Origin of the sequence: Aneurinibacillus migulanus (assembly GCF_001274715.1) — a bacterium.
Taxonomy (GTDB): Bacteria; Bacillota; Bacilli; order Aneurinibacillales; family Aneurinibacillaceae; genus Aneurinibacillus; species Aneurinibacillus migulanus.
On record NZ_LGUG01000004.1, the window covers coordinates 2,029,647 to 2,041,723 of the forward strand.

Here is a 12,077-nt window from a genome sequence, read left to right on the forward strand (position 1 = left end):
GGGGCAGAAGCACCCCGTTTTTTTCTTATTTTGCTTCCATTTGCCGCACGAATTCGCGCATTAATTCTGGAAGGTTGTTCCAAGCATGACCGGAGATGAGATTCCGATCGACGTGGAATTGTTCATCTACATAGGTAGCTCCGCATGCTTCGACTTCCGGCTTGCACGCAATGTATGCGGTAAGCTCGCGATTTTTTAATACATCACGCAGTACAGTAAGCGATACACTAGCGTGGCAAAGTATCATAATCGGTTTATCTGCTTCAAAGAAATGGCGCACGATGCGGGAGAAATCTTCATGCATGCGGATATGTTCTGGTGCTCGTCCACCCGGGATAATCAATCCGTCATAGTCTTCCGGACGAATCTCGGCAAATGCCTTGGTTGCTTCTAGCTGATAGCCCCGTTTCTCGGTAAATGTCTCCCAATCTTCAAAGTCATGTACGACGGTATGCAGGGTTTTCTTGTTCGGAGCCGCAATATCGGCCTCATACCCTTGCTCAAGTGCACGATAATAAGGATAATAGGCTTCTAAGGCTTCAACGGCATCGCCGGTAACAATCAATACTTTTTTTGCCATGAATAAAACACCTCTCTAGTTAAAATGTTTTGTGCATAGTTGATTGTACTCGTATAAGGGGTGAAGCGTGAAGGACGCACTTTTTTGTGCGTAGGTATCATAAAAGGTACTATAGAAGAAAGATAAGGATAGGAGCGTTGCAAAATGGCAGGCGATTTACGCAAAGATATCAAGAAACGGATTGCGGAGAAAGACTTTAACTGTGAGAAAGAATTAACGCTATCTATTATAAGCGGAAAGTGGAAAATCGTAATTTTATATCATTTGGGTGTGGATGGTGCGTTGCGTTTCAGTGAGATTCAGCGCCTGTTCCCTAAAATTACGCATAAAATGCTAACAAATCAGCTGCGTGAGCTTGAAGAGGATGAGGTAGTACAGCGCCATGTATATCCGGAAGTTCCGCCACGTGTAGAGTATTCGTTAACCGGGCTAGGTGAGAGCCTGATGCCGATTATTCAGATGATGTATGAATGGGGCAAAACAAGAATGAGAGAATTAAAGAACACGACAGAAGAAGAAAAGAGACACGTGTAGGTGTGTCTCTTTTTTCATCTCCAAATAGAGTATCATCACTTTGGCTGTCGCATTATTTATGCTCCTTTTTCTCTGGTACAGGATCTATACCGCCTGGGTGGAATGGATGGCACTTCAGCAGGCGTTTAACGGTTAACCATCCGCCTTTAAGTGCGCCGAAGCGTCGAATCGCCTCCAGCCCATAATGCGAGCAGCTTGGATAGAAGCGGCAGGACGGCGGGAGTAGGGGCGAGATAAGTCGTTGATAGAAACGAATGATGAAAATGAATACTGACTGCATTGTGAAACTCCTTTACTTACTGTTGTGTCGCCGTCTTCTGGAACATTTCCTGCCATTTTTCATGGATTTCTTCTATCGGTAAGTCGATGCCGATGAGCACTAGATAATAATCTGTTATGTCTTCGATTTTTTCCCATTCTGTTCGTTTAGCAGCGTATTGCATTAGATACATGCCATCTTTGCCTGTAACAGGAAGATAGCCTTTGGCACGCAACAAATACGGATGATATGTTTTTAGCAACTTTTCTAATTTTTTGGCCTGTACGGCTCCATGTATAGGCAAGGTAGATGTCTGCACCCTGGAATATGAGCCTTCGTTTGCTTCCGTATGAACAGGATGATGCTCGTGTTTGTGCGGCTGTGCAGGGGAGACAATGTTGAATAGCGGTTTTTTATAGCTTTCAGTTTTTTGAAGATGTGTTATTGTTTCGAATACAGAGTTTAGGTTAATTTCGCTGTAGGTCGTAAATACAATCGGTGAGCGTTCGTTCTGTTTGCGTAGTGCTTTCAGTAGTTTCGATTTGTGGGCTTCCTTCATATCCTCCGTTTTGTTAACAATGATAATGTCTGCAACTTCTACCTGACGCTTTACTGTACGTACCAGTTGCCTGTCTACCTCGAAGATGCTCGTATATTCGAGATAATAATAGGAGTCCAGGGTGGTTAGGATCGTATGGAAGCGAACTTTTTCCTTTAATTGCGGTTCTGTCAGCATGTCGATAACTTCTTCAGGGTTCGCCACTCCGGTTAGCTCTACAAAAATAACATCTGGTTGCTGGGTTAGCAGTTTCTCCATGCTACCGACGACTTCGCTTTTTTTGCTGCAGCAGATGCAGCCGTCGAGCAGTTTCTCCATAATTTGGCTTTCTTGCATAGTCGCATTGACCAGGCGGCCGTCTACGTCAATCGTGCCGAGTTCGTTCATTAGAACCGCAGGTTGAAGATTGCGCTGGGTCGCTTCTTGTAATAAGCGAAGCAGTAACGTCGTTTTACCGCTGCCCAGAAAGCCGCTCACGATGACAACAGGAATTTGTGGCATATTTTTCCTCCAGAATGTTGAGTATAACTTGTTACCATATTATGATGGTAGCAAAAGAAGGAGGTGAAATCAATGTTAATAAACAAAGCTTATAAGTTTCGCATCTACCCAAATAAGGAACAAGCAGTACTCATCAATAAAACGATTGGCTGTAGTCAATTCATTTTTAATCACTTCCTGACAAAGTGGAAGGAGACGTATAAGGAGACAGGAAAGGGATTAACCTATAACACCTGTTCTTCCCAACTTCCACAACTCAAGAAAGCATTCGCTCAAAGAAGNATCATCAGTAAAGAATCTCGCTGATGCTTACTCACGATTCTTTAAAAAGCAAAACGATGCTCCACGCTTCAAAAGCAAAAAGAACAAGGTTCAGTCCTATACAACGAAAGAGAAAGGATGCCGCCGGAGAAGCAGCATCCTTTCCATCTGTACTATATTAGCCGATGACGGCGTATCCTATGTAAAATACGGCGGCTATATCGATAAAGAATAAAATCCAGAGCAAAGGAATATGCATCCCTTTCTTTCCCCTCACTAAAATGGACTCCATTAGAGCGATGAGAATAAGCGCAAGGAAGCCTTTTACGAGCGTAATCGGCATTGCGTTTAGTTGCATCACTAGCCTGATGCCCGTAAAGAGTACGAACAGGTAGACCAGACGTAATATCATGTGTGTAACCAATTGGCCGCGCATATTTCGCCGACGCAGTAGAATGTAGCTAATGAAGAACAGAATGAGGGCAATCACCCAGAAGCTTGAATGTAAGTCAACCGACGACATCGAACACGTGTCTCTCCTCGCTATTATGTAATTGGCTACTGTCGCGTTTTCAATACTGTCTGAACAATAGACCCTTTCAACTATATCATAGGATACAAGTAGACTTGAATACCTGAACGAAGCAGTTCCATAAAATAGGAAGCAGTGGCATACTGAGTTAACGCTCTATCCGATGTTTGCGGAACAACAATCCTTTCAAATACAGCTATCCTGAGTATAAATAAAGGATATATCCGAAAATAGACATGAAGAAAAGCAGGGAAAGCCACAGTAGTGTATTGTAAGGAGTCCTTTCTTCAAGAATGAACGAAACGGAAAGGACAAGAAGTGAATGAATTCTCCTCTTCCCTTTCTTTGGGCATATGCATATATTGCAACGTGCGAAAAAAGGAGGGAGTAAGAATGAATTTTCCTAAAGAAAACAGACTCACCTATCATTTGAATAAAGCAACCATGTATATGATGTTCGCAGATAAATACAAGTATACAGATCCGGTTCTGCACGAGAAGTATTATAAAAAATATATTAAACACGTAAGCAGACTGGAGGCGTATTACGAAAGCGGAAAAGAATATAACGGAATACCACTCTACATGGATACACATGCATTACAAGTGTCCACTGTGGACCGTGAAATGAATATGACTGATATGATGCCGCTTCATAATGTAGGTGTTCGGCTTTTACATGCATCTCCGGATGTACCGGCAGTAGACGTATATGCAAACGGCGTGCGGATCGCACAAAATATTGCCTACGGTCAGGCTACAGAATATTTGCCAATCCCATCCCGGACGTATAAGGTAGAACTTTTCCCTGCAGGTAAAAATCCGACAGGGCGTCCGCTATTAAGCCAAACACTGGACGTAGATGCTAGAAAATTCTATACGGTTGCCATAGTCGGCAAACAGGCTGCTTTTACCTTGCTGCCGATTGCTGATATGCCTGTACCTGTGTATGGTAAAGCGAAAGTGAGGTTCGTGCATCTATCACCTGATGCTCCAGCTGTCGATATTGCAGTGACGGGAGGCCCTATACTATTCCGTAATGTCTCCTTCAAGCAGGCGACCGGATATATCGAGGTACCAGCCGGCACAGTTGATGTTGAAGTACGCCTTGCCGGTACTGCACAAATCGTCCTTACCGTACCGAACGTGACATTACGTACAAATGTAGTATATTCATCGTTTGCCATTGGTTTGGCCCAAGGTCATCCGCCTTTGAAGGCGCTGCTTTTGCTGGATAATTCCATGTAGCTCACTTTATCATTTTCCCGCCGCTTGTCTTTCAGGATAAGGCGGGATGTTTTTTCTTTTGAGAAAAGGGGGAAAGTAAAGATAGAAAGTAACCGAAACGGAAATGTATAACAGTTGAAGGAGGAACCATGCAGGCGATACGACTTGTAAATACAACAGACTTGGCACGCGATGAATGGCTGGCCTGGCGCAGACAGGGAATTGGCGGGAGTGACGTGGGTGCTATTTGCGGCGTGGACAAGCGTAAATCAGCGCTTGCTGTTTATCTGGAGAAAATAGGACAGACAATTGAGAGGGAAGATACGGAGGCGATGCACTTCGGGCGTGTGCTCGAAGAAGTTATTGCAGACGAATTTACTCGCCGAACCGGGTATAAATTACAGCGACGTAATGCGATTCTGCAACATCCTAACATGGAATGGGCTATCGGTAATATTGACAGGCTAATTATGGATGCCGAGCGTGGCAACGGAGTGCTTGAGATTAAAACAGCTTCTGAATATATGCGCAAAGAATGGGAGGAGGAAGGAGTTCCGGAGGTCTATCAACTGCAACTCCAATGGTATTTGTATGTTACAGGTCTGAGCTGGGGAGCATTTGCTGTACTTATCGGTGGCAATACGTTTCACTATCAGATTATAGAGCGGGATGAGGAGTTGATTGAGCTTAGCGTGCAAATCTGCGGTCATTTTTGGCACAACCATGTGCTCACCCGTATTCCTCCATTGCCGGATGGAAGCGAAGCGGCAACAGAACTACTTGGACATATGTATCCTGAAGGGGAAGCGGACAGCGTTACGGTGCTGCCGGAGGAAGCGGAAGAATTAATTGCTCGATGGGAGCAAGCGGACCGGGACATACAAGAAGCCGAAACGCATAAGCGAGAAGCTGAGAATCGGCTTAAAGTACTAATCGGCCGACATGAGACCGGTATCACGGGGGAGCACCGTATTAGCTGGAAGAACATCTCCCGCCGGACTGTAGATGTGAAGGCACTTAAGGAGAAGCGGCCGGATATTTATGAGGAATTCGTCCGTCCAACGATGTCACGACGCTTCTTAATTACGTAAATGAAACAGGAGGAGATACAATGGCAGACGATTTGAAGAGTAAACTGCAGACAAAAGCGCAAGAAACACAGAGCAGCCCGCCGACACCGGCACAAACCATTGGCGCTTATCTAAAAAAAATGGAACCGGAAATCGCCCGTGTGATGCCAAAGCATATGGATGTGGATCGGTTATTGCGTATCGCATTGACGACGATTCGTACCAATCCCCAGCTATTGGAGTGTACTATTCCTTCTCTTCTAGGCGCTGTTATGCAGGCGGCACAACTTGGTCTTGAACCGGGGCTACTTGGACAATGTTATATTATTCCGTATGGACGAGAAGCGACGTTTATCATCGGCTATAAAGGCATGATCGATCTGGCACGCCGTTCCGGGAACATCAAAAGCATATATGCACATGAAGTATACTCGAATGATGAATTCGAATATGAGTACGGATTGCACCCGTCGCTTACACATCGTCCGGTAATGAATGAACGGGGCGAATTTATCGGCGTCTATGCTGTGGCACACTTTATGGATGGCGGCTATCAGTTTGAATTTATGTCTAAAGAAGAAATTGACAGGCGCCGCATGCGGTCCCGTTCGTACAATAGCGGTCCATGGGTAACAGATTATGAAGAAATGGCCAAGAAAACAGTCATCCGTCACATGTTCAAATATTTGCCGCTTAGCGTGGAAATTATGCGTAGCGCCGCGCAGGATGAAACGGTACGCCCAGATATAACCGAAGATCCGGTTAGTGTGTATAATCGGCCATTGGAAGCGCAGGTCATATCTGTGAAAGACATGCCGACGCAACGTGGACAGCAACAAGAAACAACCGAAAGAGAGAAGGACGAACAAACGAATGAGCAAAGCGGGAGCCGACAAAATAAAGGAAGAAAAAATGAAATAGACGACTAGTTCTCCTATACAATAAAGTAGAAGGAAAGAGAAAAGAAAGGAGAGAATAGTATGAAATGGATTTGGCACTGGATTTTATCTGCTGTCTCGCTTTTGATTGTGGCTTGGCTGTTTGATGCTATCTGGTTTGATAGTGTGGCGGCCGCTTTCATCGCTGCGATTGTACTTGGATTAATCAATGCGATTTTGCGCCCTATCTTGCAGTTCTTGGCTCTGCCAGTCACAATTCTGACGCTGGGTATATTCGCACTTATCATTAATGCGCTTCTGCTGCTGTTAACCGGTAAGCTTGTGCCAGGCTTTCATGTGGAAGGTTTTTTCGCAGCATTTTTTGGTTCCATCGTACTTTCGATTGTCAGCAGTATTCTATCGGCAGTTTTTGAAGATTGAAGCATGGAACACAAGACAGAAGCCCCCGCTGATTTGCAGACGGGGGCTTTCGCGTATGTTAAGCGGCGAGGATTTTGAGTGCCTTGATAATTTCTAGGCTTTCTTCACGAGTTAATTTTACGCCGTTGTATTTCACATGTCCGCTGTTCAGCAGCTCCATCAAGTCGAATGAAGCATCCCACTGAAAGCGATCATTAAACAAGTCGGTTAATTCGATTGTCTCACCTGCAGACAGCGCTTCTTGAATGTTTTTCATTGCATCCACTTCCTGTTTTTCATTTTCTCCACTGGTTATATGTATCTATACACACGATTTATATAATATTCGAACCAAGAAACGTTGTCCAGCCTATTTTGTATTTGATTTTTGAACATTTGGTTATGTATGGGGAAAGCCGGATATCTCCGGCTTTCTATATAGGCCCAACCGTTATTCATATCGGTTTTGCTGTGCCTGTGCTTCGTCCTTGATTTCATTACGCATGGAATCGATGCTTGCTCTGCGACGCTCGTTTTTCTCGCGGACTTGCTGACGTTGCGCTTCACTTAGATGCGTATTACTCATCGTTTCTTCTGCAGCTTCAATATTACCGATAGTATTCTGCACCATTTCCTTCAGCTTTTGCGCATTGTCTTTACGGTTATCCGGCTTTGCCATACGAGAATTCCTCCTTGCGTAAATTGATGAATGCGACTGCATTACGAAACGTATTGTGCGACAAAAGCCGATCGTCTATTCTGGAAAAGTACGGACGGGAAGTCGACCGGATTGGCATTCTGCCACCACATTCGGAAGTATAATATCGGCTGATTGCCTTAGCTTGACATCCTTTTTTCTTAATCGAGAAGAGAGGATGTCTTACTTTGGTGAATGATAGAAATTTCGCAAGGTTCATGATAGAATAAACGCGTTGCCAATATATGTATCGTGGAAAAATGAAGCGCGATTGCGCGTAGCAGGAGTGTTCGCGAATGGAGGACAAAGACAAGAATAAGATAAGCTTGCTCAAGAAATGGAGAAAGCAAGGGCAAAGTCCTGCCTGGATTCGTGCTATTCAGGTAATCGGGGTTGCTGCAACACTTGTGCTTATTTATAGTGGAGCGACCAGTTTGATTCGGCTAAATTCTTCCTACATAGAGAACACCTTCATTCCTTCGCAGAAAATCCATGCTACAGCGACTCCTGAAGCCAAGTCGTTTGCCTTAACGTTCAGCAGAAAATGGCTTGTTGCTGACGGCATGCAATCAGGAATGCATGAGTACCTGGCGTCTGACATCGCGGCAGAAAAGCTAATGTGGCCCCGTGTAGAACAGGTTGAGCAGGTCTGGGTAAGGAAAACTACGGCACAAAGTCAGTATACGGGTGATATAGAATTGGAAGCGTCGGTGAGGGTTGACGCTGTGATAAAGCACTACATGATTCATTTTCCGATCCGATATATTCCCGAACATAAATCGTATCAAGTATCCGGCTATCCCGAGTATAAAGAAATGGAGTCATCATGAAACAGGGCCTCGTCTTTTGGACGAGACCCTGTTTTTATTGGTTTGCATTAATTTGAATTTGTAAATTAGCGGTTTTTTCAAGCACTTTCTTTGCTTGATTATCAAGTGAGAGCATTTGTTTTTCTACTTTTTTAAGGACGTTAGCATCTCGATTTCGAAGCCCTTTGTCAGCTTTTTTCATAACCGGTACGTAGGCTTCCATTGCCAGGTACATTTCCTTATGGAATTGTTGTATTTCTTCGTATGGTGGAATCTTGAGGCTAGTAAGGTTGCTTAGCTCTTTTTCATAGTTGGTGATAGCGGAAGAGACACGGACCTGCGCCTCTTTTTCCGTTAGCTTTTTCTCGCTTAATCCAGAAAAAGCCTCAAAGAACGCCTCTTTTTTATCACCAAGTGTTTTGACTCCGGCAGCAAGAGAATTGAAATAGCTGTCCAATTCTTTTTTTGTATCCGTCATTTGTTTTTCCCGCTTTTGTTCCTGTTTCTCGGCAATTTTTGCCGACAGTTCTCGTTCAGTCGGCAGGTTTTCCTTGCTTGTACAGCCTGCCAGCGCAAATGCGGTAGAAAGACTGAGGATACATAGGCCAATGCCTACCCGTTGCCGATATTTTTTTGTTTGCTTCATGCCATTCCCCCTTATTTTACTGGCTGGAGAAACGGGACGATTTCTTGCGTTTGCGTAAGGTAAAGAGTAGATAAATCACCGTACCCACAAGCGCAATCCAAATCATCGGCTGGATGAAGGGTCTTGCGAACTCGTCGATTTGCTCCCAGCGCGAGCCCAGTTGCATTCCCAGATACACAAATAGAATGGACCAGGGAATGATCGCCAGTGTGGTATAAATAGTAAATTTAACGACAGACATACGGGCGATTCCCGCCGGAATGGAAATTGCATGCCGGACAACCGGGATGAAGCGGGCGGTAAAAATTACGCCAACACCGTACCGGTTGAACCATTCTTCCGCTTTATCGATTTCTTTTTTTCGAATTAACAAGTATTTCCCATATTTCTCAAGGAATGGACGCCCTCCGTAATAGCCCATCCAGTACAAAAATAACTGGGCAATTGTGCCACCGATAATTCCGGCGATAACCGCGCCCACAAACTTGATTTCCCCTTGTGCTACGAGATAACCACCATAGGACAGTACAATCTCGCTTGGAATCACTTCGATCATGAGTCCGATAGCAATCCCGAAGTAACCTAAATCACTGAGAAAGGTTAACGCCGAACGAATAAACTCTGCCATATATCCTCCCGTCTTTCACTAAGCTTTTCGCTTTTCTTCACCTTATCCATTTTACAGGCAAGAACGCTTTTTTCACAAGGAAAAGCTGGACGGGGACATAAAGACTGCAAAAAGAACTAGATATCTTTCGTCTTATAGGAATATAACCCTTGTCCATATAGAGGATAAAAGCAATAACCACATCTATCTCTCTATTTTATGCGGAAAAACTAGGAATTATAATAAAATTAACAAATTGTTGAAAAAGTGAGGGATATTTATGGAACGAAAAGGATATCAAATGGAGGGACGGACCCTCACGATGCCTGTTCCGTTCGGCATGGAATCAGAAGAAGAAGCGGATGCGTATATCAAAGTACGGGAGTATCTGCGCAGCAATCCTTATTCCAATGCAATGCAAATCGCCAATGCAACCCAGGTATCAATCCATAAAATAACAAAATACGTTCGGCAAGGGCTGCTTCATAACCAGAAGTGAGCGAATAGATGCATGTGGAAAATCCAGGGAGTCCCCTGGATTTTTCTTATGTTGAAGGATGCATGCTTTTTCCTCGCACAATTCATACTATGGGTACCTAGGAAAGAGGAGGGAAAGATGTGCGAGAGCAAATGAACGATTTTGAGCCGCAAACGCAACCGCAAACAGAGCCGGTGAAACCGAAAGAGGTTCCTCCGTCCGGCCCGCAAGCAGATGAACCACGTAAAGCGGTAACGGAAATGATTCAACAATTCGGTCAGACGAGCATTCCATCTTCTGGTGAGAGCAATATTTACTGTCTCTCCATTATTGGACAAATTGAGGGACATGTCCAACTGCCGCCGCAAAATAAAACGACGAAGTATGAACATCTGATTCCACAGTTGGTTGCGGCGGAGCAAAATCCAAATGTTGAAGGCGTACTCGTCATTTTGAATACAGTAGGTGGTGATGTGGAAGCCGGTCTTGCGATCGCAGAGATGATTGCCTCTATGTCGAAACCAACCGTCTCACTTGTGCTCGGTGGCGGACATAGTATTGGCGTTCCGATTGCGGTAGCGACTGATTATTCGTTTATTGCTGAGACAGCTACCATGACCATTCATCCAGTACGATTGACCGGACTTGTTATTGGGGTAGCGGAAAGCTTCGAGTATTTGGAAAAAATGCAGGATCGGGTTGTTAATTTCGTTGTAAGGAATTCTAAAGTCGAAGAAAAGAAATTTCGTGAGCTGATGTTGAAGGTCGGCGAATTGAGCCGTGATGTTGGCACGAATGTAGTAGGTACGAAAGCGGTGGAGTATGGCCTAATTGATGAAGTAGGCGGATTAGGAGCCGCGATGCGGGAACTACAGAAACGGATTGAAGCGAATCGTTCGCAAACACAGTCGATGGAGCAGGTTATACAATGATTATTTACTCAACTTTGCCGATGGAAATCATCTTTCAGAACGAGGATGCTGCCGCGTATGACAATATGGAAATCCAAATGAATGGGATGACGATGCTTGTTCAGCCGTGCGGAAATAATGAGGCACGTATCGTGCGCCTAATTAGCCCCAATCCGTACGATTATATGAATCCAGCCTATACGCCGGGACGGAGAATTCATTTTCGCCCTGAAACCGTTCAATAGTCTGTATAATATCCCTGTTGATTTCTTTAGAGAAGAAGAGACACTAACAACGGGACACGAACAGGGCTTTTTCGTCTCCCTTCCTGAGCGGTTGTCTTCGGTCAAGCGAAAGAGGGCAGCAACTGTTTCCCTCTGTGTACTTACCCGGATGTTTTGCTGCCCTGCTTGACTGGAGCAAGAAGAGAGCATGACAACCTTCTATGCGGGAGATGAACCGATGCCCCTTTGGGGCTCGTTGTGGTGACTATCTACTCTGGACGATACTGGATAATCAGCATTTTTGTAAATTAATGGAGTTATACTCAAGCCGAAGTGCTCGTAAAATTTTTTGAATTATGGTAATTTGATAATAAACAGTGTAAATATTGACGAAATGGTGTAAAACAAAGTAAGAGCAATTTGCAAAAAATAGAGAATGGAGGAGATGGACGATGGCTAAGGCGCATATAAAAGCGTTTGGAATCAAACTCGCTCGTTTTTCAGCCAATATTTTCTTGTTCCTGGGATTGGTATTCAATGTACCCTTCAGCTACATATTGGCCGCTATCATTATTTTGTCCGTTGTTTCTTATGTAATTGGCGACCTGGTGATTCTGCGCTTTGCTGGAAATGGGATAGCTACTGCGCTCGATGTTGTGCTATTCGTTGCAGGGATTTGGGCGGTTGCCTATTTCATCGATTTCAAATATGACATGAGCCATATGTTCGCTTTGCTTGTTGTTATCGGTTATCTTGTTTTTGAGGAATCTTTGTATCATGTATATATTGAGAAAGAGATTCTCGGCACCCGTAAAGAAAGCCTTTTGGCCGCTATCGATAAGTATTAATCCTGTAAGCGAAAACCTCGCCAAAGCTCTGGTGGG

General features: G+C 44.3%; 20 protein-coding genes and 2 pseudogenes. 13 read left to right on the plus strand and 9 right to left on the minus strand.

Translation table 11 applies throughout. The features are described from left to right. Positions 1–25: 25 nt before the first annotated feature. On the minus strand, positions 26–580 hold the full coding sequence (locus AF333_RS11740) for a DJ-1/PfpI family protein (RefSeq protein WP_043066942.1): 555 nt from the start codon (positions 578–580) through the stop codon (positions 26–28). A 144-nt stretch (positions 581–724) separates the two neighbouring features. On the opposite strand from AF333_RS11740, the gene AF333_RS11745 reads away from it, so the two are divergent. Continuing rightward, complete coding sequence (locus tag AF333_RS11745; protein WP_043066941.1) at positions 725–1,114, plus strand: winged helix-turn-helix transcriptional regulator; 390 nt, start codon at positions 725–727, stop codon at positions 1,112–1,114. 52 nt (positions 1,115–1,166) lie between these two features. Here the strand turns inward: AF333_RS11745 and yidD are convergent, their stop codons facing one another. Both yidD and AF333_RS11755 read right to left on the minus strand, forming a co-directional pair. Further along, entirely contained in the window at positions 1,167–1,394 is a 228-nt protein-coding gene (yidD, locus tag AF333_RS11750; protein WP_043066940.1) for a membrane protein insertion efficiency factor YidD, read from the minus strand. Positions 1,395–1,410: 16 nt separating this feature from the next. Continuing rightward, positions 1,411–2,433, minus strand: coding sequence for a CobW family GTP-binding protein (locus AF333_RS11755; RefSeq protein WP_043066939.1), 1,023 nt, complete (start codon positions 2,431–2,433; stop codon positions 1,411–1,413). A gap of 72 nt (positions 2,434–2,505) precedes the next feature. Here AF333_RS11755 and AF333_RS11760 point away from each other — a divergent pair. Both AF333_RS11760 and AF333_RS35055 read left to right on the plus strand, forming a co-directional pair. Continuing rightward, positions 2,506–2,714 (plus strand): annotated as a pseudogene (locus tag AF333_RS11760) (helix-turn-helix domain-containing protein); the annotation flags it as partial. A 1-nt stretch (position 2,715) separates the two neighbouring features. After that, positions 2,716–2,827, plus strand: a pseudogene (locus AF333_RS35055) (RNA-guided endonuclease TnpB family protein); the annotation flags it as partial. A gap of 45 nt (positions 2,828–2,872) precedes the next feature. On the opposite strand, the gene AF333_RS11765 reads toward AF333_RS35055, so the two are convergent. Both AF333_RS11765 and AF333_RS37415 read right to left on the minus strand, forming a co-directional pair. Then, on the minus strand, positions 2,873–3,217 hold the full coding sequence (locus tag AF333_RS11765; RefSeq protein WP_053432686.1) for a DUF1516 family protein: 345 nt from the start codon (positions 3,215–3,217) through the stop codon (positions 2,873–2,875). A gap of 205 nt (positions 3,218–3,422) precedes the next feature. Continuing rightward, complete coding sequence (locus AF333_RS37415) at positions 3,423–3,587, minus strand: PLDc N-terminal domain-containing protein (RefSeq protein ID WP_080787823.1); 165 nt, start codon at positions 3,585–3,587, stop codon at positions 3,423–3,425. Between the two features lie 32 nt (positions 3,588–3,619). Here AF333_RS37415 and AF333_RS11770 point away from each other — a divergent pair, with 32 nt between their 5' ends. The 4 genes from AF333_RS11770 (at position 3,620) to AF333_RS11785 (ending at position 6,842) form a co-directional block, all read left to right on the plus strand. Continuing rightward, complete coding sequence (locus AF333_RS11770) at positions 3,620–4,474, plus strand: DUF4397 domain-containing protein (protein ID WP_043066937.1); 855 nt, start codon at positions 3,620–3,622, stop codon at positions 4,472–4,474. 128 nt (positions 4,475–4,602) lie between these two features. After that, positions 4,603–5,544, plus strand: coding sequence for a YqaJ viral recombinase family nuclease (locus tag AF333_RS11775; protein ID WP_043066936.1), 942 nt, complete (start codon positions 4,603–4,605; stop codon positions 5,542–5,544). Between the two features lie 20 nt (positions 5,545–5,564). Beyond that, the gene (recT, locus tag AF333_RS11780; RefSeq protein ID WP_043066935.1) at positions 5,565–6,452 is read left to right on the plus strand and encodes a recombination protein RecT; all 888 of its coding nucleotides are present in this window, start codon (positions 5,565–5,567) and stop codon (positions 6,450–6,452) included. A 51-nt stretch (positions 6,453–6,503) separates the two neighbouring features. Beyond that, on the plus strand, positions 6,504–6,842 hold the full coding sequence (locus tag AF333_RS11785) for a phage holin family protein (protein WP_043066934.1): 339 nt from the start codon (positions 6,504–6,506) through the stop codon (positions 6,840–6,842). 58 nt (positions 6,843–6,900) lie between these two features. Here AF333_RS11785 and AF333_RS11790 read toward each other — a convergent pair whose 3' ends face one another. Then, positions 6,901–7,098, minus strand: coding sequence for a hypothetical protein (locus AF333_RS11790; RefSeq protein WP_043066933.1), 198 nt, complete (start codon positions 7,096–7,098; stop codon positions 6,901–6,903). Positions 7,099–7,272: 174 nt separating this feature from the next. Then, on the minus strand, positions 7,273–7,500 hold the full coding sequence (gene tlp / locus AF333_RS11795) for a small acid-soluble spore protein Tlp (protein WP_043066932.1): 228 nt from the start codon (positions 7,498–7,500) through the stop codon (positions 7,273–7,275). Positions 7,501–7,514: 14 nt separating this feature from the next. Between tlp and AF333_RS36770 the strand changes: the two genes are divergently transcribed. Continuing rightward, on the plus strand, positions 7,515–7,643 hold the full coding sequence (locus AF333_RS36770; protein WP_255322240.1) for a hypothetical protein: 129 nt from the start codon (positions 7,515–7,517) through the stop codon (positions 7,641–7,643). 171 nt (positions 7,644–7,814) lie between these two features. Continuing rightward, positions 7,815–8,348, plus strand: coding sequence for a hypothetical protein (locus tag AF333_RS11800; RefSeq protein ID WP_043066931.1), 534 nt, complete (start codon positions 7,815–7,817; stop codon positions 8,346–8,348). A 34-nt stretch (positions 8,349–8,382) separates the two neighbouring features. Here the strand turns inward: AF333_RS11800 and AF333_RS11805 are convergent, their stop codons facing one another. Together AF333_RS11805 and AF333_RS11810 are read right to left on the minus strand one after the other, a co-directional pair. Continuing rightward, on the minus strand, positions 8,383–8,973 hold the full coding sequence (locus tag AF333_RS11805; RefSeq protein WP_043066930.1) for a hypothetical protein: 591 nt from the start codon (positions 8,971–8,973) through the stop codon (positions 8,383–8,385). Positions 8,974–8,989: 16 nt separating this feature from the next. Next, positions 8,990–9,601, minus strand: a complete 612-nt coding sequence (locus AF333_RS11810) for a DedA family protein (protein WP_043066929.1) — start codon at positions 9,599–9,601, stop codon at positions 8,990–8,992. A gap of 259 nt (positions 9,602–9,860) precedes the next feature. On the opposite strand from AF333_RS11810, the gene AF333_RS11815 reads away from it, so the two are divergent. The 4 genes from AF333_RS11815 (at position 9,861) to AF333_RS11830 (ending at position 12,041) form a co-directional block, all read left to right on the plus strand. Continuing rightward, positions 9,861–10,079 (plus strand): hypothetical protein, encoded by a 219-nt coding sequence (locus AF333_RS11815; protein WP_052520456.1) that lies wholly within the window; start codon positions 9,861–9,863, stop codon positions 10,077–10,079. Between the two features lie 131 nt (positions 10,080–10,210). Then, entirely contained in the window at positions 10,211–10,990 is a 780-nt protein-coding gene (locus tag AF333_RS11820) for a ClpP family protease (protein WP_043066981.1), read from the plus strand. Continuing rightward, positions 10,987–11,214: a YlzJ-like family protein gene (locus AF333_RS11825; RefSeq protein WP_043066928.1), complete on the plus strand. Its 228-nt coding sequence runs from the start codon at positions 10,987–10,989 to the stop codon at positions 11,212–11,214. Before AF333_RS11820 ends, AF333_RS11825 begins: the two co-directional genes overlap by 4 nt. A 431-nt stretch (positions 11,215–11,645) precedes the next feature. Then, on the plus strand, positions 11,646–12,041 hold the full coding sequence (locus tag AF333_RS11830) for a DUF2512 family protein (protein ID WP_052520457.1): 396 nt from the start codon (positions 11,646–11,648) through the stop codon (positions 12,039–12,041). Positions 12,042–12,077: the final 36 nt, after the last annotated feature.